The sequence below is a fragment of the Clostridium aceticum genome (genome assembly GCF_001042715.1).
In the GTDB taxonomy this organism is placed as follows: Bacteria; Bacillota; Clostridia; order Peptostreptococcales; family Natronincolaceae; genus Andreesenella; species Andreesenella acetica.
Genome location: NZ_CP009687.1, coordinates 1,585,653 through 1,611,561, shown reverse-complemented (window position 1 = coordinate 1,611,561; position 25,909 = coordinate 1,585,653). Strand labels below are relative to the sequence as shown.

The window sequence follows — 25,909 nt, the reverse complement described above, 5'->3', positions numbered from 1 at the left end:
CTCCTATTTTTGAATAAAATAATAAAGGATTCCTACTATAACAGATGTGGTAATGCCATAGACCAAGACAGGTCCTGCCAATACAAACATTTTAGCTGCCACACCAAAGACATAACCTTCTCTTTTAAACTCCATCGCTGGAGCTACAATAGAATTGGCAAAACCTGTAATAGGCACGATAGAACCTGCCCCAGCCCGTTTACCCAGCTGATCATAAACCCCTAATCCTGTAAACAATGCTCCAAGGAAAATCATCACTAGTATTGTTGCATTGGTTGCACTTAAATGATCTAGGTTTAAAATTCTCTCTATTTGATTATGCACAAACTGCCCTATTACACATATACTGCCTCCCACCACAAAGGCCCAGATACAATTCTTAAAATAATTGTGCTTAGGAGACTTTTCTTGTACATATTTTTCATAATCCTCTTTGTTATGAAATAAATTGTTTGACATTTTTTATCTCCCCCTAGGTTTTAGTGAGGCTACTTCTCCTTACATGATTTATCTTATTTCATTTATCGTTTTCTTGCCTTTTAATCTTTCTGGATCTATTTCTATAGATCTATTCTCGTATTGATGAATCACTTGTTTTTCTTCTATATTTTCAAATCTTATAGGATGAATTTCTAGACTTTGAACATACTTTTTATCACTTTTCATACCTTTTCTCCTTTTTTTAGGTTAATGAAGTATTAGCCAATGTATAAAAGAACCTATCGTTTTTCCTAAAATTAATGAATAAACAATATAAAATACGTACTCTTCTATCTTAAACCTTCTAATTAATACAGGTATAACATTCATTACTTCTGCTAACGCAGATGCCAGTAGTCCTACAAAAGTGCCCATGGCAAATCCTATTAAAATAACAAAAATCGCACCCGTATTGATCCCCTTATTAATCAGCGAAAGGAAGGCAGCTATTGTTGCCCCCCCTATAATTGCATTTTGATAAGCTACTGTGAATTTGTAGGTTTTTGTCAGTTGCCCTAGCCTTGGTACAATATCTAATAATGTTATCAGAGCAACAATGCCACTTCCTACGACAATACCATTTGAAAAACCTATTAATGGAATGATAATATATGACATTTTAACCCCTTCTATCTATTATGTTTCTCACTCATATTTTTTATGTATTGATCCATGTTCTCTTGATATAGGTGCACCTCTACTTCTAGAGGACTAGGCTCATTATTAATTCTCTTTTTGAAGATATGGTTAAAGAATATCGACATTCCTGCACCAATACCTAATGAATAAGGAATCTGTAAAAGCAAAAGTTGATCTGTCTCTCGCCCTGTAATAATTCTATAAATCGTTTTTTGTGTTTGAGGCATATCCACATCAGAATGAAAGTTAATAATGGCAGTAGCAGACCCCACAAATAGTAAAAAGCATATACAAATTACCTTTATCAATTTTGTTCTATCTCTGTTTTCCACTTCAATATCTGTAAAAACCATCAATATATCTGGTTCTCCAAGAACATATACTGTAATGCTTGGAAATTTATTCTTTATTAGAGATATGATAGATAACATAGAGATTACATAGGTTGTCTGCCCTTGAGCACCATTCATTTTGTACTCTATATCATTTATTTTATTTCTTGTGCCCTGATCTTCTATTGAAACATCTATTAAATCCTTTAATAAAATCACTTCTTTTGAATTACACCTGACTTTTCCTTTAGATTGTAAAAATATTTCCTGTGGCTGTTTCTTTTCCATCGCTACATCCCCACATTTTCTAAGAAAATTGAGTGTAAAACTAAATCTGCTCTTTCAGGCGCTTCTTTCATCCTTCTACTCATCAAAAAGTACCATGAACTAAATATAAGTATAACAATTGATACGATGATAATGTACTTTTTATATTTTTTCATAAAATCTATCATAAGAAATATCACCTTCCTCAACCTTATTATTATCTAAAAAAGATTTTTAATTCTTTGTATAAGGATAGAGAAATATTTAACTGTATTTACTCATTGTACTAGAAGGCAATAAAAAAAGAAGACCTAGAAATCAAGCCTTCTTCATTAGTTCTTTCATAGACTGCAAAACCTTTTTTTCAATTCTTGATACTTGTACCTGAGATATTCCCAAAATTTCAGCAATCTCTGTTTGGGTTTTATCTTTAAAGTATCTGAGCAAAATAATTTGGCGTTCTCTAGGTTCCAATTTTGCCAATGTATCCTGCAACACTAATCTATCAATCACATCAGTATCATTTAAAGAATCATCTTTAGTAATTTTATCTATTAGATATATGGGTGCACCATCATCATGATGAATCACATCATATAAGTATTCAGGATGTGCGTTAGAATCCAGTGCTAAAACAATATCCTCCTTCTCGATATTTAATTCATCAGCAATTTCTTGCAATGTTGCTTCTCTTCCAAACTCTTTAAATAATCTTTCCTTTGTCATTTTGACTTTAGAAGCTGTCTGTTTTAAATTTCTGGAAACCTTAATAATTCCATCATCACGCAAAAAACGCTTTATTTCACCGACAATCATTGGAACTGCATAAGTAGAAAACTTAACATCATAGCTAGAATCAAATTTTTTAATCGCCTTAATTAATCCTATACACCCCAACTGGAACAAATCTTCTCTCTCATAGCCTCTATTGGTAAATCTATTAATCATGCTTCTTACAAGCCCAAGATTATGACTTACCAAAATTTCCTGTGCCTGCACATCACCATTTTGTGCTTTTTTTATAAGCTTCATAGTTTCTTCATGTTCTAGTATTTCATTGTGTTCCCCTGAAAATGCTGGTATATTCATCTTATCTACCCCTTAATCTTCACTCAGGCTTTTGAACTTTTTTATCATTGTTACTTTTGTTCCCTTTCCTATTTCAGAATATACATTTACTTTATCCATAAAGGTTTCCATTACTGTAAAACCCATCCCTGAACGTTCGAGTTCAGGTTTGGATGTATATAAGGGTTCTCTAGCCTGCTGTATATCTTCAATACCTTTGCCCTTATCTTCTACTATAATTTCCAATTCCTGATCATTTATTCTACATATTACTGTGATAAGGTCACTCTTATCTTCATAACCATGAATAATTGCATTTGTTACTGCTTCTGAAACAGCCGTTTTTATATCCGAAATTTCTTCGATTGTAGGGTCTAATTGTGCTGCAAAAGCAGCTACAACAACCCTTGCAAAGGCTTCATTTTGAGATTTACTATAGAATTCCATTTTCATATAGTTGTTATATTCCATATTAATTACACTCCTTTATATGCATTTAAGAGCATCTTCTGAGGTTTCATATTTGCTAATAATACGATACAAACCAGCTAAGCTAAATATTTTATCTACCTTATTAGATGTTTGTACTACCGCTACCTTGCCCCCCAGTTTTTGAATACTTTTATATCGTCCAATAATTACACCAATGCCAGAGCTGTCCATAAAGTTCATATCTTTTAAGTCAAATATAAGATTTTTTGAACGTTTATTTGAAATCACTTCATCTAGTTCCACTCTTATTCTTTCAGCAACATGATGATCAAGTTCACCCTTTAGTTTAACAACAAGTGTGTTTCCTATAGTTTCATAGTGTATTTGCAAAGTTTTTCCCTCCTTATCTGTGTGATTAAATAGTAATTCTCCTTCCCCTTTATTAAGTCCTTCGAAGAAAAAGCACTAGTTTTGTAGTTTTGCTTCTATTTTTGTTGAACGAATTTTTAAACTTTTACAGTTAAGCAAAAATTTCACAAAATCTTGTATACAATATACCGTATTTTGTGTTATAATCTTCTTAAGAAATAAAAGTATATCATAAGGAGTGAGCCAATTGATAAATAACGGTATGTTTAAAAAAGGAAAGTGGACGAAAACAATAGATACAAGAGACTTTATCCAAACCAATTATTCTCCTTATTATGGGGATGAAAGTTTCTTAAGTGATGCTACTGATACTACAAAAAAACTTTGGGAAGAAGTTTTACAGATAATGGAGGCAGAACGTAAAAACAACGGTACTTTAGATGTTGACGCCAGTACAATTTCTACCATCATTTCTCACAAGCCAGGTTATATCAATAAAAACTTAGAAAAAATTGTGGGTCTTCAAACAGATGCACCTTTAAAAAGAGCTATTATACCTAATGGTGGTATCCGAGTAGTTGAAAGTGCATGTGAAGCCTATGGCTATGAATTAGATCCACAGGTAAAAGAAATTTTCCATAAATATAGAAAAACCCATAACGCTGGTGTTTTCGATGCCTATACAGGAGAAATGCTGGCCGCCAGAAAAGCTGGTATCATTACAGGTCTTCCTGATGCTTACGGGAGAGGAAGAATTATCGGAGACTATAGAAGAGTTGCTCTTTATGGAACAGACTTATTGATCGAAGATAAAAAACAACAGAAAAAATCTTTAGAAGTAGATTTTATGAATGAAGAAACCATCCGTCTTCGTGAGGAAATTCAGGAACAAATTAGAGCTTTAGAAGAATTAAAGGATATGGCTAAATCCTATGGTTTTGATATTTCTAAACCAGCTGCAAATGCCTTTGAAGCTATCCAATGGCTATACTTAGGCTACTTAGCTGCAGTAAAAGAACAAAATGGAGCAGCTATGAGTTTAGGTAGAGTTTCTAACTTTTTAGATATTTATATTGAAAAAGATCTTGCTGAAGGCAGTCTTACAGAGGAAGAAGCACAAGAGTTGATTGATCATTTTGTTATGAAGTTAAGGATGGTAAGATTTTTAAGATCTCCTGAATATAACGATCTTTTCAGTGGTGATCCTGCTTGGGTTACAGAGTCTATTGGAGGAGTAGGAGTAGATGGAAGACCTTTAGTCACCAAAACCGCCTTTAGAATCCTTCATACTCTGTATAATTTAGGTCCAGCACCTGAGCCAAACTTAACAATATTATGGTCTCAACAGTTGCCTGAACCCTTTAAAAAGTATTGTTCTAAGGTATCTATAGATACCAGTTCCTTACAATATGAAAATGATGATTTAATGCGCTCCTATTGGGGTGACGATTATGGTATCGCCTGCTGTGTATCTGCTATGCCAATCGGTAAACAAATGCAGTTTTTTGGAGCTAGATGTAATTTAGCTAAGGCTCTTCTTTATTCTATTAATGGCGGAAGAGACGAAGTATCTGGAGTACAAGTCGGTCCTAAATTCCAAGAAATTACTTCTGAGTACCTTGATTATAAAGAAGTAATGGAAAAGTTTAATACCTTTATCGACTGGATTGCAAAGGTATATGTTAATACCTTAAATGTTATTCATTACATGCATGACAAATATGCTTATGAAAGAATCCAAATGGCTCTTCACGATCGTGATGTTATTAGAACCATGGCCTGCGGTATTGCAGGATTATCAGTGTGTGCAGATTCTTTAAGTGCTATTAAGTATGCAAAGGTGAAGCCTATTAGAAATGCAGAAGGTCTTGTAGTTGATTTTGAGATCCAAGGAGATTTTCCTAAATACGGTAACAATGATGACAATGTTGATACAATTGCAGAGGCTCTTGTTAAAAGATTCATGGAGGCTATAAGAAAAAATCATACTTACAGAAACGCCATCCCTACTCAATCTGTTTTAACTATTACTTCTAATGTTGTCTACGGTAAAAAGACTGGAAGTACACCAGATGGAAGAAAAGCAGGTGAACTCTTTGCTCCTGGCGCCAACCCAATGCATGGACGTGATACAAAAGGTGCACTAGCTTCTTTATCCTCTGTGGCTAAGCTTCCTTATGAAGATTCTCAAGATGGTATTTCTTATACCTTCTCTATTGTGCCAAAGGCCTTAGGAAAAACCCCTGACGTTCGAGTCAATATTTTAACTTCTTTACTTGATGGCTACTTTATGCAGGGAGGCCACCATGTAAATATCAATGTATTTGATCGTGAAACTTTAATAGACGCTATGGAACATCCTGAAAAATATCCTCAATTAACGATTCGTGTTTCTGGATATGCGGTTAACTTCATTAAATTAACAAAAGAACAACAATTAGATGTTATTCATAGAACTTTCCATGAAGCTGTTCACTAGACATTTTTGAAAGGCAGGTGCTTCTTATGACTGTAAAAGGAAGAATTCATTCTGTTGAAACCTTTGGTACTGTTGATGGTCCAGGAATTCGCTATGTGATCTTTTTTCAAGGTTGTCCTTTAAGATGTAAGTTTTGCCATAATAGGGACACTTGGAATCTATCAGATGGTAAAGAGATGAGTGTAGATGACTTAGTTGAAGACATTAAAAAATATATACCCTTCATTAAAGCATCTGGAGGGGGCGTTACAATCAGTGGTGGAGAACCTACTATGCAGCCAGAGTTTTTGCTAAGTTTACTAAAAGAATTAAAAAAACTTCATATTCATACTTGCTTAGATACTTCTGGTTTCATTTCTTCTCATATGAATATAGAGGAAATGTTAAAGTATATAGATTTGGTTCTCTTGGACTTAAAACACATCGGCCCTGATGAGCATAAAGATTTGACAGGTGTTGACAATAGCAGGATTTTGTCTTTTGCTAAGTCTTTAGATCATAAGAATATCCCTATATGGATTCGACATGTTGTTATTCCTACGATTACAGATGAAGAAGAATCATTAAGAGCACTAGCAGAGTTTGTTTTGACACTTAAGTCCGTGAAAAAAGTAGATTTACTCCCCTATCACTCTATGGGTAAATTCAAATGGAAAGAGTACAGTAGTTCTTATCCTTTAGAAGGAATTCCTGATGCCAGTGAAGAAGATATTGCTAAGGCTAGAATGATATTTGATAAGTATAGTAAATATATTCTTACTGCTTAGTTTAAGAAAAGCATTATCATATATTGAAACCTCCTATGGATTATATAATCTATAGGAGGTTTTTTTATTTATTTAACACCCTTTGCACTTTAGCAAAGGATAAGCTATACTAATACTATATTCTATAGATAAGCAATTTTATACCTTAACAAAATCTACCCTTCTGTAGCTTGGGAAATGCATAGGGTCTGCATTTTGTTAAGCTTTGCAGTTGATTATCTACAAATATCTTTACATACTTAAGGAGGAAATAATATGACATTTACAATCGGAGTAATTACTGCTAGTGATAAAGGTTCTGTAGGTGAACGCCAAGATACCAGCGGTCCATTGATTGCTGAGATAATGAAAGAAATTGGCGGAGTTTTAAAAGAATACGTTATTGTGCCAGATGAAAGAGAAAAACTAGCCAGTGCCTTGATAGCTATGTGCGATGAAGCAAAACTAGATATTGTTTTCACCACTGGTGGCACAGGCTTTTCTCCTAGAGATGTTACACCCGAAGCTACATTAGATGTGGTTGATAGATTAGCTCCTGGTATATCTGAAGCCATTCGTATGAAAAGCCTCAGCATTACCCCTAAGGCTATGCTCTCCCGTGCTGTAGCAGGTATTCGTAAACAGACCTTAATCATCAATCTACCCGGCAGTCCTAAAGGGGTAAAAGAAAGTTTAGAAGTCATTCTCCCTGCTCTTTCTCATGGCATAGGAATACTTAAAGGTATCGAAGGTGAATGTGGTGGTAGCCATAAAAAATAAGCACATTGTGCTTATTTTTTATTCTTCATCTCTTATAAAGTCTCCTGACTTTCCACCTGTTTTCTTAACTAATTTAATATCAGTAATTTCCATACCTCTATCTACTGCTTTGCACATATCATAAATAGTAAGTGCTGCTGTTGAAACTGCATTCAGTGCTTCTATTTCAACCCCTGTTTTTCCTGTAGTTCTAACAGTGGCTTGGATATCAATCTTATTGTTCTCTTTATCCACATTAAAGTGAATGTCTGCTCCAGTAAGTATAATGTTATGACACATTGGAATCATATCACTTGTTTTTTTAGCAGCCATAATCCCCGCAACTTGCGATACCGCTAATACATCCCCTTTGCTAATTTCATGGTCAACTATTTTGTTTAAAGTTTCAGGCATCATATAAATACTTCCTGTTGCTACAGCCTCTCGCTTTGTATTTAGCTTGTTGCCTACCTCCACCATCTTAGCTCTTCCTTCTTCATTGAAGTGAGTAAATTGATCCATTGTTGTTCCTCCCTAAAATAAATTTTTTTAAATTTCAAGTGTATTTATTACTTCCATTTCATCAATAGCACTCTCTATTAATTCCTCTACATCCAATAACTCCTCTGAGTATAATATTTTTTCCAGCTTCGGCTTAGTCACTGGATGTTTAGGTAAAAATACAGTACAACAATCTTCAAAGGGCAGTATAGAAGTTTCATAGGTGCCAATTTTTTTAGCTAATTCTATGATATCCACTTTATCCATGGCTATTAATGGTCTAAATACTGGTATATTTACTGCCGCATTGGTTACATGAAGACTTTTTACTGTCTGGCTGGCAACTTGTCCAATACTTTCTCCCGTCACTAATGCATCACACTCAAATTTCAAGGCTATTTTTTCAGCAATTTTCATCATAAACCGTCTTGATAGAATTGTCATTTCCTCTTCAGGACATTTTTCATTGATTTCCTTTTGTATTGGTAATAGGTTTATAGAGTAAATCTTGAATTCTCCACAATATGAAGCCACAATTTTAGCTAAATCCATCACCTTTTCCTTTGCTCTTTCACTGGTGAAGGGATAACTGTGAAAATGAATGGCTTCAATCTCTACACCTCTTTTCCCCACTAACCAACCAGCTACAGGGCTATCAATACCTCCAGAAAGTAGTAACAGTGCCTTTCCATTGGTTTCTAGCGGCAAGCCTCCAAAACCTTCTATTTTTTCACTATGTACAAAAGCAGTGTCACTTCTGACTTCTACGTGCACAGAAATATCTGGACGATGTACATCTACAGATATTTCTTCTATGTTCTGTAAGACAAATCCTCCTATTTCTCTACTAATTTCGGGGGATTTCATAGGAAATTTTTTATCGGCTCTTTTACTCTCTATTTTAAAGGTCTTTACACCGTATTTTTCCACTTTTTCTCGAATTTCTTGGATCACTACTTTTTTGATTTCCTCCATATCTACAGGAAATCGCTTTGCTGGACTAATAGAAACAACACCAAAAACCCTCTTAACTCTATCAATAATCTCTTGTGGATTATAATCATCTACATCTACATAAATCCTACTGTGCTCCTTATAAACCTTTGGCTTTCCTAAATCTACTAACGCATGCCGAATATGCTTTGCAAGTTTATCTTCAAAAAATTTTTTGTTGAGTCCCTTTAAAATAATCTCACCGTAACGAATGATTATAACATCTTTCACTACGCTATCACCTCCTAATAATTTTCCTTAAGCTATTGAGATGTTTTTTAATGCTGCCCACTGCATAATCTATTTCTTCTACTGTATTGATATAACTCAAACTAATCCTTATGGCACTATCTATATGGTTTTCCTTCATACCCATTGCTTCTAAGACATGACTATAACCTCTCTTTTTAGAAGAACATGCAGACCCTGAAGATATATAGATACCATCTGATTCCAAACTATGTAGCATGATTTCGCTTCTTACTCCTTTTAAAGAAACATTAACAATATGGGGTGCATATTGTTCACTTTCTTCCGTAGATATATGGATATCCTCTAGATTTTCTTTTAGTGTATCAATTAAGTACTTCTTCAACTTTCTTATCTTATCTATTTTCTTCTCTTGCTCTTCGAAGGATAGCCTTACTGCTTCACCTAGACCAAAAATACCAGGCACATTCTCAGTCCCTGCTCGAAGCTCTGATTCTTGTCCACCACCTACCATTAAAGGCATCATTCTTACATTATTTTTTATATAAAGTGCACCAATTCCCTTGGGTCCATGAAATTTATGTGCACTAATAGAAAGACTGTCTACTTCTAAATCTTTAACAGAATATTTTAGCTTTCCAAAGGATTGCACACCATCAATATGTATTCTTGTATCGGAGTTTTTTCCCTTTATGATTTTTACAATTTCCTTAATAGGTTGTATACTACCCACTTCATTATTTACCTGCATAACACTTACCAAAATTGTATCCTTTGTAACCGACTCTTCTAATTTCTCCAGAGAGATAAATCCTTTTGCATCAACATCTAAGTAAGTAACTTTATATCCCTCTTCTTCTAACTGTTGAAATAGACTGAGCACCGATTTATGTTCTATTTTTGATGTAATAAGATGATTACCTTTTCTGCTATTTGCCTTCACCAATCCTCTTATAGCTAAATTATTTGCTTCTGTGCCTCCAGAAGTAAAAATCACTTCTTTTTCATTGCAACCTAGAGCCTTTGCTAACAGCTTTCTAACTTTTTTAATTTCTTTTTCTACCTCTACACCCTTTCTGTGTAACGAAGATGGGTTGCCATACATCACCTTAAGAGATTTTACCATGGCATCTACAACCTCGTCTGCAGGTTTTGTTGTAGCAGCATTATCTAAATATACTTCCATTCCACTTCAACCTCGCTCATTTATTACTATAGATGTACACACTAAATTTTAATATCCCAAGGGCTACTTTTAGCTTATAAAGTTCGCCTTAATTTTTAGTTTTACCTAATATAGTGAAGCAATACATATCCTAGTTGTAAAAGATTGCATATAATGAAAATCAAAACAGACCAGCACCCTATGTACAATAGATAGCATCTGAGTGCTGGTTTAATATGGATTGATCTAATAACCCAATGACTCGCCAATAATATATACGCTTAAGTCTACAGTCATAGGTTTATGATTTATAATAACTGTTATATTACACATTCTAGCCTCACTTAAACAATCATTACAGTTTCCCGTAACACCACATGGCGTCTTTAATCCTAATCTTTTAGCATTTGGAGGACAGGCTTCTTTTTTAATTCTATCCATTGCCGAAATCATATCACTACAAATTTTATTTGTACCACATAGAACAATCACTTTTTTAGGGCCATAGTACATAGCACTAACTCTATTTCCTATACCATCAATATTAATTAATTCTCCAGCTTCTGTTAAAGCATTGGTACTGGTCAAATAAACATCTGCTTGATTAGCTAACTGCCGAACTTCACTTACTTTTTCTTTTTCTGCCAACCAGTGCCAGTATATTTCTTTGTTCTCTTGAAGCAATGCTTCGTATAGTCCCATTTCCTTCACTGTCATAGAACCACCAATCCCTATACTGCTATAGGATTGAACTTCCTTTAAGATTTCCTCTTTAGCTTCTTCTTTTGTTTGAAAAAACTTAGCTTTTATTTTTCTTTTTTCTAGGTTCTCTATTATTGTACTCACGACCTTATCCAACGACTATCCCACCTTTACAATATTATCTCATCTTATTATATACTATATAAGACATTAATCCAAATACCCTTTATACAAATTTCCCTTAAACTACTTGATTAAATTTTTAACAAATAAAAATTATTTGTTAAAAAAAATTATAAATATTTTTTCGTCAAATCATTGCATCTTTTGTCGTAATTTGTTATAATCTTACTATGGTTATCCCCCTGATAACCTCGTAAATATAATCTCTATTCCCAATACCCCTTTTAAACAATTTTTATTTTATTTTCCGGGCCTAGCCCGGATTTTTTTTTGTTTTTATTGCTAACACTATACTTGTTGCTGTATAATTAATAATATTTCTCTCGCTTTTATCTTCTCCATAATGCACTTTTTCACCTCTTAGGACTTATAATGATAAAATAATAATAAAACAAAATCTAAATTTAAATAAAAATTATTTTTAAATAATTAATATTAGTTAGGAGGTATTCTATGAAAAAACCTAAAGTTGCGATTATTTTTACAGGGGGAACAATTTCTATGTCAATAGATCCTAGAATTGGTGCAGCAATTCCCGCCTTATCCAACCAAGAAATTATGTCCTTGGTAACCAATATTGATAAGTTTGCAGAAATTGAGGCTATCAATTTTTCCACTCTGCCTGGTCCGCATATCGACCCTCTACTTATGATGGAACTACAAAAGCTTGTTTTCAAAACAATACATAGGAAAGAAATCACCGGCGTAGTCATCACCCACGGTACAGATACATTAGAAGAGACAGCTTACTTGTTGGATTTAACTATTAAGTGCGACAAACCTATTGTAGTTGTTGGTGCTATGAGGAATAGTTCCGAACTTGGTTATGATGGTCCAAGCAATTTGGCGGCCGCTGTATGTACTGCTATCTCTCCTCATGCAAAAAACAAAGGAGTGTTGGTGGTAATGAATAACGAAGTAAACGCCGCAAGCGAAGTAACAAAAACCAATACTTTAAGCTTAGATACTTTTAAATCCATATCCTTTGGTGCTTTAGGAATCGTAGATAATGATCGGGTGATCTTTCACCGAGAAGTCATCGATCGACAGCATATCCCCGCAACCTCTATCATAACAAATGTTGACTTAATCAAATGTGCTGCTGGTATGGATTCACGCCTTTTAAAGCACTGTGTCGATTCTAATGCAGAGGGGATTGTTATTGAAGCTTTGGGTAGAGGCAATATTCCACCCCAGATGTTGGAGGGTATTCAATACGCTATTGATAAAAAGGTAGCTGTTGTTATCGTTTCAAGATGTCCTACTGGCCGTGTACTAGACTCCTATGGTTATCAGGGAGGGGGCAGACAACTACGAATATTGGGTGTTATTTTTTGCGGAGATTTGCCTGGACAAAAAGCTCGAATTAAATTAATGTTAGCCCTTAGCGTAACAAAAGACTTGCATACCTTGAGAAATATTATGGAAAATGACCAATATCAGTAAATGTGGAATTTAGGATTTTCATTACCTTACCAAATAGAAAAACTAGTACAAAATTGTACTAGTTTTTCTATTTGGTGCCCAGAGGCGGAATCGAACCACCGACACGGGGATTTTCAGTCCCCTGCTCTACCGACTGAGCTATCTGGGCAAATCTATTGGTGGGCTCAAGTGGACTCGAACCACCGACCTCACGCTTATCAGGCGTGCGCTCTAACCTGCTGAGCTATGAGCCCTAACTTTCAATGTAGAATATGGAACTTTAGGAATTTACTTTTATTTTGGCAGGGGCGACAGGACTTGAACCCACGACATGCGGTTTTGGAGACCGCCGTTCTACCAACTGAACTACACCCCTGCATTTTTGAAATAAAAAATGAAAAATCAATGGTCTTATTCATTTTCATGAACTTTTCTAACCCACTGACCTCTTGACCTGTGATTTTTAAGTGGTGGGCCTTCAGGGACTCGAACCCCGGACCTGCCGGTTATGAGCCGGACGCTCTGACCAACTGAGCTAAAGGCCCTAATTATTTAGGTTGCTAAAAACCACTGGTCCGGGTGGAGAGATTCGAACTCCCGACCCCATGGTCCCAAACCATGTGCGCTACCAAACTGCGCTACACCCGGAAATTGGCGGAGAAGGCGGGATTCGAACCCGCGCGCCGCTTACACGACCTAACGGTTTAGCAAACCGTCCTCTTCAGCCTACTTGAGTACTTCTCCCTTTTGGAAGCCAGATGTCAGTTTGCCCGTCTGCCAGTTTTTAAACCAAAACTTCTAAAGAAATTTATGATTTATCTTTTGGGGTTTTTGGGCACTCTGCTTTCTACCTTCTGATTTCTAACTTGGCGGAGAGGGTGGGATTCGAACCCACGGCCCCTTTCGGAGTCACTGGTTTTCAAGACCAGCTCCTTAAACCACTCGGACACCTCTCCTTATTATATGTGGGAAACCGGATATCAGTTTGCCAGGTTTGAATAAAATCAATTAAAAGAAAATCAATTTAATTCATTTTCTACTATCTCTCTGGACCGCTAGCACTCTGATCTCTGACTTCTAGTATGGTGATCCATCCGCGACTCGAACGCGGGACACCCTGATTAAAAGTCAGGTGCTCTACCGACTGAGCTAATGGATCTTAATTTTTAAATGGAGCGGGTGAAGGGAATCGAACCCTCGCGGTCAGCTTGGAAGGCTGAAGTTCTACCACTGAACTACACCCGCATAAATTGTGGTGCCGAAGACCGGAATCGAACCGGTACGATCTTGAAGGACCGCAGGATTTTAAGTCCTGTGCGTCTGCCAGTTCCGCCACTTCGGCACTTTCTTTGGCTCCAGAGAGAGGACTCGAACCTCCAACCTACCGGTTAACAGCCGGGTGCTCCACCATTGAGCTACTCTGGAATAGTAATTAACTCATAGAAATATATAATCATATATTTTGCTATTTGTCAATAATTTTCTTGTTACTATTATTTTATTCCAATATCCACCATATTTTTTTGTTTTTTACATAAAAATCAGGAACATTTAAAATAACGACAAATTCAATTATACACTTTTTTTCACCTTTGTCAACTAGCTTTTGAATGTTTTAAAATTTGATTGTAAAGTTTTACAGCTAAAACAGTTTCTGTGATTCATTGTTAACAGATTCTTTTATTTTCATACATTCCTCTTAAGAGTTTCTTCATACATCCATTAATTACTTCTATATTTCACAGGCTCTTTACTAAAAATAGATTTGAACAGAAACTTAATTATGAGAATATAATTATAGTCTCAGCTAGTATTTATAATTTATTTGCAAAGAAAACAAAACTTTTCTTTAACAAGTTTATTGAAATATCTTCTTTAAAACCAATAATAAAAATTCTAACTTACTTCTAAATATTATAAAGTTAATAAATTACTATTGGTTTTAAAAAAACTATACTTTTTATCTTTAGAGGTGGTGATATTTATTAGCAAAATCCTTAACTTTAATAATCAGTTAATAAGCAACGCTTTATTGTTAGAAGGAGAATTTTCCAGCAATCACTATTTAGGAAGAAACTATAATTGTCTATTTAAATATAAAGAAGGTGTTATTCCTATTATTATTTCTGCTCCTCATGCTGTGAAACAAGTAAGAAATGGCTTAATCAAAAATCCAGATATCTTTACAGGAAGTTTAGCATTAATATTAGCTCAACGTACAAAATGTCATGCTATTTATCGAACCTTTACAGGTAATGGTGACTCTAATAGCGATTCAATTTGTTCTTATAAAGATTATTTAGTTAAGAAGATCATGCAGTACCCCTTACGCTGTTTGATTGATCTACATGGTCTTCATAAAAAAAGACCCTTTATGATTGATGTAGGTACACTCAATGGTAAATCAATTTCAAAAGAAATTGAAAACTTAATTATCGAAACATTTTTGGAAGAAGATATTCGAGATGTAAGATTTAACTATTTATTTAATGCCAATAAAGAAGGAACCGTTGTTAAAACAATATGGGAAAAAACCAACATCCCCTCTTTTCAATTAGAAATCAATGGACTTTATCGTGATCTTAGTTATATAGAAAGTTGGAATAAGTTTCAACAAATTGTTATTACTTTAGAAAAACTCATCTATCGGTTGAATAAAACACTGAGTAATTAATGAAGAAATAATATAGATAAGCAAGTTCAAACTTTAATTTTGATATACACGGTCTACGGTTTCGCCCCAAAACCGTGGGCTGCAAATGTAGCCCTTAGTATATCAAAATTAAGTCCTGATGTTGTTTATCTATATAATCAGGTTATAATTCAGTAGCTTATTTTAAGACTATCTCATGTTTATAAAAAGTTCTACAACTTAATCCTGCTACATCTTCAAGTTAGTAAGTAAAATACTTTGGGCTTTATAATTAATGTCCAAAGTATTTTACTTTGAAAACCTTTTCATTTTTTTTATAAAATAAGAAGGATTTTTTGATTTTTAACAGAATATGTTATATTAATTAATAATTAGAAAATAATGATAATTCTTACATATTCGTTTTTATAGTTTTTAAATAGTCTATCAATTAAGTTTTTAATTTTAAGGTTAATAGAGGGGAGAGATAAAAAATTATATTTCAAGAGGGGGTTTTTTAAATGGTAATACCCGGTCTTATAATGATTAGCTTAATGTGGTTTACAGTAGCTCTTTTAAACTTAGGTTATGGAGAAGCTAAAGGCACAGGATTTATATGTGGTATCGTAGGTCTTCTTACAGTAATATGTGGCCTAATTGATGGTGTTAAAGGAGATGTGTTGGGGGCTGGTCTACTTTTTGCTCATGGTCTTCTTTATATTTGTATTGCATACGCTCTTTTATATGGACTTGAAAACCTAAAGTCTATTGGAAACGTAAGTCTTACCGTGGCATTCATTTCTACTATTTATTCATTCATTAATTTTTCAGGTGGAGACATTTATATGGGTTTAGTAACAGGCGGTTATGCTGTGCTTACTTATATGGTATGGTTAAACTTTTACGGTAAATTATCAAATAGAGTGGTAGCCTGTTCTCTCATCGTGTGGATCCCTATAGGCCTTTGGATTCCTGCATTTTTATTAGGACTAGGAAAAGCTTTGCCATTTTAGTTAAAATACATTTTAATTATTTTCATAATTACATGTAATACCTGATTCAATGAAATAAACCTCTCCTCTCTATATAATCTTAATTTCTTAATTTTATAGCAAAAACAACTCCCTTTATATTGTGTTATTTACAAAGGGAGTTACTTTATGTAAAGTGGGTTCTAATAAATTTTACTAGTCATTCTATTTCTTGTTCGATAATATATGCGTGATCACTTCTCTAAGTTTAACTTCAAAGTTCAAGTTATCTTCTTTCTTCCTCTTGGATGTTTTAGTATATTTTTTATGCTTTCTTCTCATTTCTTGATTAAAGTGTCTTTTCGCCAACAACTCATCTATATTTTCATTTGTATACAACCAGCCATTTTGATTAATAACGATAGCCTTTTTTGCAAGGGCCAAAGCAGCTACGCCATAATCTTGAGTAACTACGATATCTCCCTCTGCTGTGCGATTAATAAGTACGATATCTGCCATATCGCTACCTTGGTCTACTGTTATGATTTCTGCATAATCGTCATCAATTTGGTGACAAATATTTTTTATCATTATTAGTTGTATCTTATTTTCTTTTGCTACTTTAAGTATAATGTCCTTTACAGGACATCCATCTGCATCTACTAATATTCTCATTTATCTCATCCCTCACTGATCATTTTCTTCTCTGTAAAAATTTTGCTGCTACCTATATTAGTTTTCTTGAGGATTCTCCACTTTCTTTTGGATTGGAGCATTTCTAAGTAATAAAAGGGTTATTAAAGTAATAATTGTAAAAATCATTACAAGAAAATAAATATTATGTATTCCCTCAACTGCAACACTTTTTATAGCAATGATTAAATCGTCAAATATACTTTGTAAAAAAGTAGGTATTTGAAGACGTATTGTCTGAATTCTTCCTTGATCTAAAAGAATATTAGAATTTGTGATTTCCTTCAATACTTCTGGCGAAAAGGTGTGATACAGCTCTCCTGATACTATACTTTTTGTTTGCTTTAACCATGTGTAGTTGTATACTAGACCTAATATTGATAATGTAATGATTCCCCCTTAGTCTTCTACCATCAAGCTGATATTTTAACTCTTTTCTACGTATAAACATAGAAAACCTCTATTTGATTTGGCAAAATTTTAAAATTTTTTCAATAAAAAAGAAGCTCCTAACTAATTAGCTGCTTTGAAGCTTCTTCTATCTCATATATTCTCTTGTTGACTCATTTCTCCTTATGTATTAACATAGAATCATCAGGGTTTTTTATTTAATAAGGAGTTTTGTTATAAGAATTAATCGGGAGGAAATTTAATGTCAACTCATCGTTCAACTTCAAGAGTACTAGACGTGCTAGAACTTGTTTCATCAAATACAGAAGGCTTTACGCTTACGGAGATCTCTACAATTTTAGATGCTCCTAAAAGTAGTATGTTTCCTATCATTCATACATTGCTAGATAGAAAATACATTTCTATTGATAAAAACACTTCAAAATATAAAATTGGTTCAGCTGCTTATAGAGTTGGTTCTACTTATTTAGATCATTTTAGTATACTTGATACGATTAAAGAAGAGATGGAACACATAGTAAATGTTTGCTCAGAAACTTGTCAGTTTGGTATTCTTAGAGGAGGTGAAGTTTTATATCTTCTAAAAGTTGATTCTCCTGAAGCCATTCGAATGATTTCTCATGTAGGGAAGCTTATTCCTGCCTATTGTACGGCTCTTGGTAAATCTTTACTTTGTGATTGTGAAATCGACGAACTTAAGAAAATTTATTCTAATGGCTTAAAACCCTTAACTGAAAATAGCATTACAGACTTTAGTGCTCTATATGAGCAACTAAAAAAAGTGAGGGTAGAAGATATTTCCTATGAGTATGAAGAATGTACCAATCATATAAGCTGTATAGCCGTACCCATTAGGAAAGACGGAAAAGTTGTGGCAGCTCTAAGTATTAGTATACCTACCTTTAGGATTACTTCAGAAAAAAATCAACTCATTTCTCATCTTCTTCTCAATTCTAAGAATAGAATCGAAAAGCTGATTAAAGATTTTGATATTAACATTGCTAACTTTAGCTAAATTTCATTAGCGTTAACTTAAGCCATAATTTGTCATCTTGAGTGGAGCAAAGCGGAGTCGAAGGATCTTAGCGTTAGTAAAATTCTTGGTTACTCCAAGATTCTTCGTTACGCTTAGGATGACAGTTCAAGAGAATTTTGCTAATAATTGTATTAAGTTAACGCCTATGAGCTAAATATTAAAGAGTTTAAATAAAAACCAAAAACCTTATCATATGAAGAATATGATAAGGTTTTTGATTTTTAGCAACTTTATACTTAACAACACTGCTTTTATTCACTAGAGGCTTTAAACTAAGGAACATATTTTAGTTTGCTGCAACCAACATTTTCTCTTCTATTTCCTTCATGATCGCTTTAATAGCCTTTGTTTGTTCCTCATTTGCAGTAATGAAGGGCTTTGTACAATAATCTTGCATTTCAACCCCTCTAATCATCATTGCCTTTTTGATAATAGGAATAAATGGTGTTCCAACACTATATAAATCCATCATTTTGTCAACAATTTTCTGGATTGCAGATACCTTCTCTATATCTCTTGCATCCATTGCCTTCACCCATTCTGCAAAAACCTCTGGGTAAAGATTGGAAAGCCCCCCGATACATCCACTACCACCAGAAAGGATATTATGTGCAAAGTTTTCGTCAAATCCCGATAGGACAACGAAATCTGGAAATTCATCCTGCACAGTTGTAATTAGATTTCTAGTATGTCCCATTTCTGTAACTGTATCTTTAAAACCTACGATATTTTTATGTTTTCTTAAAAGTCTAAGAGTAACTTCTGGGCTCAAGTCATGAGCTGTTCTTGCTGGAAAATTGTAAAGGTAAATATCACCTTTTACTTGTTTTGCAATTTCATCGTAGAAAAATTCAATACTTGCATCTGAAAGTGTAAAGTAGTAAGGACTAATAATCATTACAGCATCCGCACCTGCTTCAATTGCATAGTTTGAAAGTTCAACTGTATCTTCAACGGACATACAGCTTGTTCCAATATATACTTTTGTTCTTTTGTCTACATAACCTACAGCTAGATCAATTAGCTCTTTTTTTTGTGCTGTTGTCATAGTAAAAAACTCACCTGTACTACCCATAATAACTAGTCCATCTACGCCACCATTGATAAGGTGATCAAAAATGTTTTTGTTTGCCTGTATATCTAAATTTCCTTCCATATCAAAAGCTGTTACAACAGGCGTTAAAAAATTTGCTTTTTTCATTAAACCCACTCCTCCAATTACGAATATCTATTCTGCTATATTGTTAACTTTTACTATTTTTATAAATAAGAAGCTTTCTACAAACAGCAAAAATACTTTCTAATGTTTCAAATATCAAAGAATTGATACAAGCAGACCACAAACTTCAGGTCTGCCTGTACTTAAGTTTTTTATACGTAGTTACATAGTCTTGCAATAGCTATTTCGGTATAGCCTAATGATTCAGCTTTTGTTTTCTTACCATTTGCTACTTCAATAACCTCTTCTAAGAAAGCATCCGCTAGTTCGTCCATTGTCTGTGGTCCGTAGATTACTGGACTGGCATCTACATCGATATTATCCATCATGTTATTAAAGGTGATCTTGTTTCCTGTTATTTTTATAACTGGAGAAATTGGATTGCCTGTAGGTGTTCCTCTTCCAGTTGAAAAAACAATGATTTGAGCACCGCCAGCAACCATAGCTGCTACAGATGATGGGTCATTACCCGGTGTATCCATAATTACAAGTCCCTTTTCACTGACCTGCTTAGCATAATCATATACAGCTGTAATCTCTGTATGTCCACCCTTATGAATACATCCAAGAGACTTTTCTTCAAGTGTTGTAATACCACCCGCCTTGTTACCAGGAGATGGATTACCTTCTCTAACTTCTTCCCCTACTGACTGTAATGCTTTTTCATATCTGTCAACAATTTCATAAATTCTATCTCTAATTTCTGGCGTTTTAGCACGTTCAGCAAGAAGGTGTTCTGCCCCTATAAGTTCTGTTGTTTCTGATAAGATAGAAGTTGCTCCATGAGCTACTAATCTATCACTTAACTCTCCAATTAATGGGTTTGAAGCTAAACCGCTTGTTGGGTCAGATCCACCACATTCTGTACCAATGATTAATTCTGAAATAGGGAATTCTTCTCTTCTAAGCACACTTGCCTCTTGAGCCATTTTTCTAGCAGCACGAACTGCTCTTTCTATGGTTGTTAATGTACCACCGTTTTCTTGAATAATGAAGGTTGCCATCGGTTTATTGGTTCTTTCTTTAATTGCATCAACAACTAAGTCCATCTGACAGTTTTCACAACCAAGAGAAACAATAACTGTACCATAAACATTAGGATTAGCAGCAAAGCCTGCCATAACGTCCATTGTAAGCTGTTGATCTCCTTCAACCTGAGCACATCCATTTTGATTGTTAAATGTAACAGCATCTTCTACTTGAGATGCAACAATTCTTGTTGTATCCGACGCACAAATACTTGCAGGTAAAATTAATATATGATTTCTTACACCTACTCTACCATCTGGTCTTTTATATCCATAAAAATTCATTTAAAGGTCCCTCCCAAATTATTGTAATTTATTGCTACGCACTTTTTTTCTTGCTTACTACATTGTGCTCATGCACATGCTGACCAGTTTTAATGTCACAAGCTGCAACACCAATGTATTGACCGTACTTTCTAATTGGTTCATCCTTTGCAATATCCTTTGTAGCCAACTTATGATAAATAATAATATCTTCTAAAGCTGTAACCGTTATGATAGAACCATCGTTCATCTTACAGCTAACCTCTGTACCTTTTGTAATTGGTTCAATTGAAACTGCTACGTTATCTTTTTCATTAATAATTAAAGCATTACCCATGATTTTCACTCCTCTTAAATATTAGTAACCTATATTAGATGTAAAAAACATTTTTCTCTGTTGCATATTTATTATATCTCTTTAAGTTGCAGATTTCTGATCCCCTAATGGGATTTTAGGACAACCATATTTTCTTGCCCACCAGTCAGTGATGAATGGTACTAAAATCGCTGTCATTACTGTCGCAGCTGCAACCTGTGTTGTAGCTGTAGCTACATATGGCTGCCATGCTGGGTCGATTAAAGCTACTGCTGCTGGAACCGCAACTGCATTCCCGGCTGTTGTTGATACCGCCCATGCTGCATAACCTGGTCGACCTCCGATAAATCGATCACAAGCTAAAATGAAGATTCCTCCTACAAAAGTACATATTACACCAAGAAGAATTCCTTGTGGTCCACCTTTAACAATATTGGTGATATTGATACCAGCCCCCAAAGCAAATCCTACGAAAGGTATAAGGATAGTACCAGCTGGAGCTAAGAAATCTTTTAAATCTTTATCAATATTACCTAAGATCATACCTACAATAATAGGTACAACAGCTGCTAAAAGAGAAATCAGCGGAATATTTGCAAGACCCGAAGCACCAAGAGCTACTAAGGTGAAGAAAGGTCCATCATTAAGAGCTAGAAGAGCCATAGCTGCACAATCTGTTTCATCTCCGTAGGTATTCATTAAAGAAAGGTACACACTACCATTACTGTTTGTTACTGCACTGATTATAGATAATGTAGTTAGTCCTAAAATCCCTGCCATACCAAATATTTTTCCAATTGCAATACCAATAGTTGCACCAATGATAAACTTTGATAAAAGTAATATTCCACCACGTTTAAAAACTTTAGGCATTTCCTTAAACTGTAATGTTGTTCCTAAACAAAATAACTGTATCCCAATGGCAGTAGCTGCACCTGCACTGGTAAAAACTGCAGTTGTAAAGGATCCGATTTGCACTATTTGTGGAACAAAGGTATTGATAAGTGATGCAATAAGCATAGGTACAATCATCATACCTGCAGGGACTTTCTTAAGAAATTTCATAATCATAGCGTTTTCCTCCTTGGGCTTTATATAGATTTTATTTCATATTAAATGATGATAAATAAATAATTTTTCTTATATGAGAACTTGATTTATTTTTGCAAATTACCATTCTAATATTATCATACTTTTTTAGCTATTAATATAAGTACTTGACCCTTCATCTGAAATAATTATTTCTTTATCATATCCTTCTGATACTTCCTTGCAATTTTGTTAATAATTACCGACATAATACTTCATTACAAATTTCTCCAGCTTAAAAATAGTATTATCTTTCTGTGAAAAATTTCTTAGTCTTTGCTTTTTTGTTTTTAGTATGTACTAACTTTACACCACCTTTGGTTCTTATATAAGAACGTAGTTTTTTTATATGAATTATTGTCTAAATATTATCATGTTTTTTTTGCACTGTCAAGATGAATAATTAATAATTTTTCTTAAATAATTGATTTGTTTTTATATTTTCTATATTTTGCACATACGTAACCTCTGAGTAGATTAGGATATCTTTACCTTCTTAGATCTATCATCAACTTGCCGTCAAAAAATAATTAAAGGTGACTGTCTTTCTTATATCTTTTAGAAGTTTTTATCTAAAAAACACAGTAAGAGAGAACACTTCACCATCATCCAGCAATTCACATTTTAAATTGACTTTGCCATATGTGTTTCCACCTAGCACCACACATTTACCATCCCCTTGTTACCGGCGATCTATTTTGAATAAATTTTGCTATGTAAAATTTATCCAATAGGAATTAATAAATTATTTTTTGACATAAATCTTTATTTTTCCTCCCTTGGCCTGAAATTCCTCAAACTTTCGTCCCCCATACTTCGATATTCAACCATAATAAAAAGCACCTACTTAAGCAGATGCTCTTCACTATACCTAAATTTTTAATTTACTACTTCCTTAACCCTACCAACAACTCCACCCTCCAGCATCACTTTAATGCCATGAGGATGCGTATGGGAGTTTGTAAGGATCTTTATAACCACACCTTCTGTTAGTTTTCCAGAGCGCTGATCCTGTTTTTGTACAACTCTTACTCTTATACCTTGCTTAATATTTTTTCGTATAGTTCCATCCATATTGTTATCCTCTTTCTTTATTTGCGATATAGTTTTACCAGCGATTCCACATGTGTGGAGACGGTAAAAGGGATATAAGGCAATAGGTTAGTCTAAGCATTTTGGTATTCTAAAACTTAAACTAATGCATTTTCTAGTCCAGAATCAGCAACAAATAGTATACTGCTTGGAACTAGGTTCATAATTTTCACTATATACTCAAAATTTATTTCATCATTATAGGTAGGCATACCCAAAATATTTAAATCAGTAGATTCATTAGTAATAACATCTTCGAAATTTCCACATTTAACCATAATTCTAGTATTGGTAGGAAGCCGCGCATCCTTTATAAATTCCTTTAATTCTTCTTCAACCTGTCTAATATTAGCTGTACTACTAACAATTCTACATAGAGTTACTTTAGCTGACCAATTTTTGCTAATTTGAAGAGCACTCAGAACAGCTAAGTTATTATTGGGACTTTTATCTCTAAGCCACAAATTGATTTTTTTACTTTGTCCATAGCCATACTTAGAATGTATATGTAAACACATTAAACCTATTTTTAAATGTCTAATCGTATCAAATGTATTATTTAACTTTTTTTGTTTATCTGGGTCATCACTTATAGTAAAAAAGATGCTATTAGGAGGCAGAAATGTGCTAGATAAACTCTGTAATACAACTGAAATATCTGAGTCAAAGGTTCCCCCTTCTATAAATACTTCATGAGCAAATAAGTTTTCTTCTTTTAATGGCTCTAAGACAGTTTTTATTGCTTGTTTTGTATCTTCAATTTTATCACCATTTTTATCAATAGTTAAATAATAAACTCTGCCAGAAGGATAAATAAAACTCCTTATAAAATGAGTAATTCTTTTGAAATCCTCTGGTGTTTCTACAGGCACTACAATAGAAGGTTTCCATAGCTTGGGGTGATAGGGCATAGCCATAGCTTTTTGGGCTGCCCATTCTGCAATAGAATGAAAAATACCTCCTCTTACATCTCCCCATGGAGAGATAATTTTGTTTTTTTGTAGGGTATAGTAAATAATTGCAATAATTGCAAATGTGATGATTGTAAAAAATTTATTGATTAAAATCATACTAAGCAAACAACCTATCAAACCAACAATAGGTATCATAATGGAAATAGATAAGCTGGGTCTAAAGCTTGCAATTCCAATGACTTGCTCTAAAAACACCACCAAATTAATCATTCCGTAGGTCGTTAGAAAGAATAATGTCAACAGACTTGCTAGTCCATCTAAGTTTCCCAACAAAAGAACAATGGCAGAAAATATTGAAGAAATAATTATAGCATTTTTAGGTTCTCCATTTTTTCCTTTTATAGATAAAAAGCCATACGCAGGAACAGATCTATTCTCAGCCAATGCCCCTAAAGTTCTTGGTGCACTTATAAGAGTAGAAAGAGCAGAAGACAACACTGCCCCCATAAGACCTGCAACAACCGCTACCTTTGAAAAGCTAATATCTAATATAATCAAGTTATTTTCCAACAAACTCTGTGTAGGTGCTTTATACGAAAATAAAACAGCAATACCACTATATGTAATGAATCCAGTAAGGACTGCTGCTAATGTTCCTATAATAATACTCTTTCTTGGATTTTTCAATTCACCTGACATTGTGGCACCAGTAAGAATTCCTGTAACAGCAGGAAAGAAAATGGCAAATGTTTGCCAAAAACCAGCGTTTTGAAAATTTCCTAACAATTGCATATTTGATTCACCGACAGAACCTCCTGTAATAAAAGAAATAATTGATAAAACCACAGCTACAAAAATAAAGTATTGAACTTTGAAAGCAAGTTTTGTACTGTAAATAGACAGCCCTGATAATATCACCCAGGTTATTAAAGCAACTATCTTTATTGGATGATTAGGAAAAAAAGTTGCCCAAAGTTCTGTGAAGCCAGTGATATAAAAAGCAACAGATATAGCCTGAGAAATATATAAAGGAATACCTATAGCACCACCCATTTCAAATCCTAATGATTGAGAAACAATAGAATAAGCGCCTCCTGCTCCCACTTTAATATTACTAAGCATCGATGCCATGGAAAGCGTTGTGGAAATAGTGATAAGATGAGCTATTCCTATAATTGCTAGAGCTCCTATTATCCCTGCATTTCCCACTATCCAGCCAAGTCTAAGATACATTATAACCCCTAAAATTGTTAATACCGTTGGAACATAAACACCTTCTATTGTTTTTAATCCTTTGCTGTTATTCATGCTTAACCCCTTTCATTTTATTTATATTCCATATTCCCCTAAACTTTTTAATTTAGCTTTTTGTCCTAGTTAAATATAAATTGTAATCAAAATGCTGCACTAATTTTTTACTGCTAAATACAGAATACGCTTAAACAAGCAATCTTAATAATTAGAGGTTGATTAGCACAACAAGTTAACTTATGA

Annotated in this window: 26 protein-coding genes and 11 tRNA genes; 7 read left to right on the top strand and 30 right to left on the bottom strand. The window is 34.0% G+C overall.

All coding sequences use genetic code 11. The annotated features are described in order from the left end of the window. Window positions 1–3 precede the first annotated feature (3 nt). From spoVAC to spoIIAA, 7 genes are all read right to left on the bottom strand, one after another. Complete coding sequence (gene spoVAC / locus CACET_RS07405; RefSeq protein WP_044823728.1) at window positions 4–459, bottom strand: stage V sporulation protein AC; 456 nt, start codon at window positions 457–459, stop codon at window positions 4–6. A 48-nt stretch (window positions 460–507) separates the two neighbouring features. After that, complete coding sequence (locus CACET_RS20440) at window positions 508–666, bottom strand: hypothetical protein (protein ID WP_158386011.1); 159 nt, start codon at window positions 664–666, stop codon at window positions 508–510. Between the two features lie 21 nt (window positions 667–687). Then, window positions 688–1,098 carry a stage V sporulation protein AB gene (locus CACET_RS07400; protein WP_044823727.1) on the bottom strand — a complete coding sequence of 137 codons (411 nt, stop codon included), beginning with the start codon at window positions 1,096–1,098 and terminating at the stop codon, window positions 688–690. An 11-nt stretch (window positions 1,099–1,109) separates the two neighbouring features. Then, window positions 1,110–1,739: a stage V sporulation protein AA gene (locus tag CACET_RS21090; protein ID WP_044823726.1), complete on the bottom strand. Its 630-nt coding sequence runs from the start codon at window positions 1,737–1,739 to the stop codon at window positions 1,110–1,112. A 297-nt stretch (window positions 1,740–2,036) separates the two neighbouring features. Then, window positions 2,037–2,807, bottom strand: a complete 771-nt coding sequence (sigF, locus tag CACET_RS07390; protein ID WP_044823725.1) for an RNA polymerase sporulation sigma factor SigF — start codon at window positions 2,805–2,807, stop codon at window positions 2,037–2,039. Between the two features lie 12 nt (window positions 2,808–2,819). Beyond that, a complete protein-coding gene (spoIIAB, locus tag CACET_RS07385; RefSeq protein ID WP_044823724.1) occupies window positions 2,820–3,257 on the bottom strand; it encodes an anti-sigma F factor in 438 nt (145 codons plus the stop codon). Between the two features lie 15 nt (window positions 3,258–3,272). After that, on the bottom strand, window positions 3,273–3,608 hold the full coding sequence (gene spoIIAA / locus CACET_RS07380) for an anti-sigma F factor antagonist (protein ID WP_044823723.1): 336 nt from the start codon (window positions 3,606–3,608) through the stop codon (window positions 3,273–3,275). Between the two features lie 241 nt (window positions 3,609–3,849). On the opposite strand from spoIIAA, the gene pflB reads away from it, so the two are divergent. From pflB to CACET_RS07365, 3 genes are all read left to right on the top strand, one after another. Continuing rightward, window positions 3,850–6,066 (top strand): formate C-acetyltransferase, encoded by a 2,217-nt coding sequence (gene pflB, locus CACET_RS07375; RefSeq protein WP_048407564.1) that lies wholly within the window; start codon window positions 3,850–3,852, stop codon window positions 6,064–6,066. A gap of 26 nt (window positions 6,067–6,092) precedes the next feature. Beyond that, window positions 6,093–6,833, top strand: coding sequence for a pyruvate formate-lyase-activating protein (gene pflA, locus CACET_RS07370; protein ID WP_044823722.1), 741 nt, complete (start codon window positions 6,093–6,095; stop codon window positions 6,831–6,833). A gap of 255 nt (window positions 6,834–7,088) precedes the next feature. After that, a complete protein-coding gene (locus CACET_RS07365) occupies window positions 7,089–7,592 on the top strand; it encodes a MogA/MoaB family molybdenum cofactor biosynthesis protein (protein WP_044823721.1) in 504 nt (167 codons plus the stop codon). 18 nt (window positions 7,593–7,610) lie between these two features. Here CACET_RS07365 and moaC read toward each other — a convergent pair whose 3' ends face one another. The 4 genes from moaC to CACET_RS07345 all read right to left on the bottom strand — a co-directional run bounded on the left by moaC (window position 7,611) and on the right by CACET_RS07345 (window position 11,298). Further along, window positions 7,611–8,093: a cyclic pyranopterin monophosphate synthase MoaC gene (gene moaC, locus CACET_RS07360; protein ID WP_044823720.1), complete on the bottom strand. Its 483-nt coding sequence runs from the start codon at window positions 8,091–8,093 to the stop codon at window positions 7,611–7,613. A 27-nt stretch (window positions 8,094–8,120) separates the two neighbouring features. Continuing rightward, window positions 8,121–9,296 carry a tRNA uracil 4-sulfurtransferase ThiI gene (gene thiI / locus CACET_RS07355; protein WP_044823719.1) on the bottom strand — a complete coding sequence of 392 codons (1,176 nt, stop codon included), beginning with the start codon at window positions 9,294–9,296 and terminating at the stop codon, window positions 8,121–8,123. Between the two features lie 7 nt (window positions 9,297–9,303). Next, window positions 9,304–10,461, bottom strand: coding sequence for a cysteine desulfurase family protein (locus tag CACET_RS07350; protein ID WP_044823718.1), 1,158 nt, complete (start codon window positions 10,459–10,461; stop codon window positions 9,304–9,306). Window positions 10,462–10,686: 225 nt separating this feature from the next. Further along, window positions 10,687–11,298, bottom strand: a complete 612-nt coding sequence (locus tag CACET_RS07345; RefSeq protein ID WP_044823717.1) for a lactate utilization protein — start codon at window positions 11,296–11,298, stop codon at window positions 10,687–10,689. 480 nt (window positions 11,299–11,778) lie between these two features. On the opposite strand from CACET_RS07345, the gene CACET_RS07340 reads away from it, so the two are divergent. After that, window positions 11,779–12,771, top strand: a complete 993-nt coding sequence (locus CACET_RS07340; RefSeq protein WP_044823716.1) for an asparaginase — start codon at window positions 11,779–11,781, stop codon at window positions 12,769–12,771. A 72-nt stretch (window positions 12,772–12,843) separates the two neighbouring features. On the opposite strand, the gene CACET_RS07335 is transcribed toward CACET_RS07340, so the two are convergent. The 11 genes from CACET_RS07335 to CACET_RS07285 all read right to left on the bottom strand — a co-directional run bounded on the left by CACET_RS07335 (window position 12,844) and on the right by CACET_RS07285 (window position 14,175). Next, window positions 12,844–12,919 (bottom strand) — tRNA-Phe (locus CACET_RS07335). A gap of 8 nt (window positions 12,920–12,927) precedes the next feature. Further along, window positions 12,928–13,004 (bottom strand) — tRNA-Ile (locus CACET_RS07330). A gap of 46 nt (window positions 13,005–13,050) precedes the next feature. Beyond that, window positions 13,051–13,126: transfer RNA gene (locus CACET_RS07325), tRNA-Trp, on the bottom strand. A gap of 92 nt (window positions 13,127–13,218) precedes the next feature. After that, window positions 13,219–13,295, bottom strand: a tRNA-Ile gene (locus CACET_RS07320). 26 nt (window positions 13,296–13,321) lie between these two features. After that, window positions 13,322–13,398 (bottom strand) — tRNA-Pro (locus CACET_RS07315). A 4-nt stretch (window positions 13,399–13,402) separates the two neighbouring features. Then, window positions 13,403–13,494, bottom strand: a tRNA-Ser gene (locus tag CACET_RS07310). A gap of 123 nt (window positions 13,495–13,617) precedes the next feature. Next, window positions 13,618–13,706: transfer RNA gene (locus tag CACET_RS07305), tRNA-Ser, on the bottom strand. Between the two features lie 127 nt (window positions 13,707–13,833). Continuing rightward, window positions 13,834–13,909, bottom strand: a tRNA-Lys gene (locus CACET_RS07300). 12 nt (window positions 13,910–13,921) lie between these two features. Continuing rightward, window positions 13,922–13,995: transfer RNA gene (locus CACET_RS07295), tRNA-Gly, on the bottom strand. Between the two features lie 8 nt (window positions 13,996–14,003). Further along, window positions 14,004–14,092 (bottom strand) — tRNA-Leu (locus CACET_RS07290). Window positions 14,093–14,100: 8 nt separating this feature from the next. Further along, window positions 14,101–14,175: transfer RNA gene (locus CACET_RS07285), tRNA-Asn, on the bottom strand. Between the two features lie 511 nt (window positions 14,176–14,686). On the opposite strand from CACET_RS07285, the gene CACET_RS07280 reads away from it, so the two are divergent. Further along, window positions 14,687–15,424, top strand: a complete 738-nt coding sequence (locus tag CACET_RS07280) for a hypothetical protein (protein ID WP_158386009.1) — start codon at window positions 14,687–14,689, stop codon at window positions 15,422–15,424. Between the two features lie 479 nt (window positions 15,425–15,903). Next, window positions 15,904–16,395, top strand: a complete 492-nt coding sequence (locus CACET_RS07275) for an AmiS/UreI family transporter (RefSeq protein WP_044823714.1) — start codon at window positions 15,904–15,906, stop codon at window positions 16,393–16,395. A 183-nt stretch (window positions 16,396–16,578) separates the two neighbouring features. Here CACET_RS07275 and CACET_RS07270 read toward each other — a convergent pair whose 3' ends face one another. After that, on the bottom strand, window positions 16,579–17,028 hold the full coding sequence (locus tag CACET_RS07270; protein ID WP_044823713.1) for a YaiI/YqxD family protein: 450 nt from the start codon (window positions 17,026–17,028) through the stop codon (window positions 16,579–16,581). A 57-nt stretch (window positions 17,029–17,085) separates the two neighbouring features. Continuing rightward, window positions 17,086–17,334: a hypothetical protein gene (locus CACET_RS07265; protein WP_044823712.1), complete on the bottom strand. Its 249-nt coding sequence runs from the start codon at window positions 17,332–17,334 to the stop codon at window positions 17,086–17,088. 364 nt (window positions 17,335–17,698) lie between these two features. Between CACET_RS07265 and CACET_RS07255 the strand changes: the two genes are divergently transcribed. Next, window positions 17,699–18,472: an IclR family transcriptional regulator gene (locus CACET_RS07255; protein WP_044823710.1), complete on the top strand. Its 774-nt coding sequence runs from the start codon at window positions 17,699–17,701 to the stop codon at window positions 18,470–18,472. Window positions 18,473–18,779: 307 nt separating this feature from the next. On the opposite strand, the gene CACET_RS07250 is transcribed toward CACET_RS07255, so the two are convergent. The 6 genes from CACET_RS07250 to CACET_RS07225 form a co-directional block, all read right to left on the bottom strand. Next, window positions 18,780–19,694, bottom strand: coding sequence for a dihydrodipicolinate synthase family protein (locus CACET_RS07250; RefSeq protein WP_044823709.1), 915 nt, complete (start codon window positions 19,692–19,694; stop codon window positions 18,780–18,782). 170 nt (window positions 19,695–19,864) lie between these two features. Then, a complete protein-coding gene (locus CACET_RS07245; RefSeq protein ID WP_044823708.1) occupies window positions 19,865–21,025 on the bottom strand; it encodes a UxaA family hydrolase in 1,161 nt (386 codons plus the stop codon). Window positions 21,026–21,059: 34 nt separating this feature from the next. Then, complete coding sequence (locus CACET_RS07240) at window positions 21,060–21,341, bottom strand: UxaA family hydrolase (RefSeq protein WP_044823707.1); 282 nt, start codon at window positions 21,339–21,341, stop codon at window positions 21,060–21,062. A gap of 81 nt (window positions 21,342–21,422) precedes the next feature. Continuing rightward, entirely contained in the window at window positions 21,423–22,391 is a 969-nt protein-coding gene (locus CACET_RS07235; protein ID WP_044823706.1) for a 2-keto-3-deoxygluconate permease, read from the bottom strand. Between the two features lie 897 nt (window positions 22,392–23,288). Continuing rightward, window positions 23,289–23,483: a YwbE family protein gene (locus CACET_RS07230; protein ID WP_044823705.1), complete on the bottom strand. Its 195-nt coding sequence runs from the start codon at window positions 23,481–23,483 to the stop codon at window positions 23,289–23,291. 116 nt (window positions 23,484–23,599) lie between these two features. Next, a complete protein-coding gene (locus CACET_RS07225; RefSeq protein WP_048407533.1) occupies window positions 23,600–25,723 on the bottom strand; it encodes an amino acid permease in 2,124 nt (707 codons plus the stop codon). Between the last annotated feature and the right edge of the window lie 186 nt (window positions 25,724–25,909).

Bases quoted from the DNA above. Each gene is read 5' to 3' on its own strand.
- spoVAC (WP_044823728.1), bottom strand. From the start codon at position 459: ATGTCAAACAATTTATTTCATAACAAAGAGGATTATGAAAAATATGTA.
- CACET_RS20440 (WP_158386011.1), bottom strand. From the start codon at position 666: ATGAAAAGTGATAAAAAGTATGTTCAAAGTCTAGAAATTCATCCTATA.
- CACET_RS07400 (WP_044823727.1), bottom strand. From the start codon at position 1,098: ATGTCATATATTATCATTCCATTAATAGGTTTTTCAAATGGTATTGTC.
- CACET_RS21090 (WP_044823726.1), bottom strand. From the start codon at position 1,739: ATGGAAAAGAAACAGCCACAGGAAATATTTTTACAATCTAAAGGAAAA.
- sigF (WP_044823725.1), bottom strand. From the start codon at position 2,807: ATGAATATACCAGCATTTTCAGGGGAACACAATGAAATACTAGAACAT.
- spoIIAB (WP_044823724.1), bottom strand. From the start codon at position 3,257: ATGGAATATAACAACTATATGAAAATGGAATTCTATAGTAAATCTCAA.
- pflB (WP_048407564.1), top strand. From the start codon at position 3,850: ATGTTTAAAAAAGGAAAGTGGACGAAAACAATAGATACAAGAGACTTT.
- pflA (WP_044823722.1), top strand. From the start codon at position 6,093: ATGACTGTAAAAGGAAGAATTCATTCTGTTGAAACCTTTGGTACTGTT.
- CACET_RS07365 (WP_044823721.1), top strand. From the start codon at position 7,089: ATGACATTTACAATCGGAGTAATTACTGCTAGTGATAAAGGTTCTGTA.
- moaC (WP_044823720.1), bottom strand. From the start codon at position 8,093: ATGGATCAATTTACTCACTTCAATGAAGAAGGAAGAGCTAAGATGGTG.
- CACET_RS07350 (WP_044823718.1), bottom strand. From the start codon at position 10,461: ATGGAAGTATATTTAGATAATGCTGCTACAACAAAACCTGCAGACGAG.
- CACET_RS07340 (WP_044823716.1), top strand. From the start codon at position 11,779: ATGAAAAAACCTAAAGTTGCGATTATTTTTACAGGGGGAACAATTTCT.
- CACET_RS07275 (WP_044823714.1), top strand. From the start codon at position 15,904: ATGGTAATACCCGGTCTTATAATGATTAGCTTAATGTGGTTTACAGTA.
- CACET_RS07270 (WP_044823713.1), bottom strand. From the start codon at position 17,028: ATGAGAATATTAGTAGATGCAGATGGATGTCCTGTAAAGGACATTATA.
- CACET_RS07255 (WP_044823710.1), top strand. From the start codon at position 17,699: ATGTCAACTCATCGTTCAACTTCAAGAGTACTAGACGTGCTAGAACTT.
- CACET_RS07250 (WP_044823709.1), bottom strand. From the start codon at position 19,694: ATGAAAAAAGCAAATTTTTTAACGCCTGTTGTAACAGCTTTTGATATG.
- CACET_RS07245 (WP_044823708.1), bottom strand. From the start codon at position 21,025: ATGAATTTTTATGGATATAAAAGACCAGATGGTAGAGTAGGTGTAAGA.
- CACET_RS07240 (WP_044823707.1), bottom strand. From the start codon at position 21,341: ATGGGTAATGCTTTAATTATTAATGAAAAAGATAACGTAGCAGTTTCA.
- CACET_RS07235 (WP_044823706.1), bottom strand. From the start codon at position 22,391: ATGATTATGAAATTTCTTAAGAAAGTCCCTGCAGGTATGATGATTGTA.
- CACET_RS07230 (WP_044823705.1), bottom strand. From the start codon at position 23,483: ATGGATGGAACTATACGAAAAAATATTAAGCAAGGTATAAGAGTAAGA.
- CACET_RS07225 (WP_048407533.1), bottom strand. From the start codon at position 25,723: ATGAATAACAGCAAAGGATTAAAAACAATAGAAGGTGTTTATGTTCCA.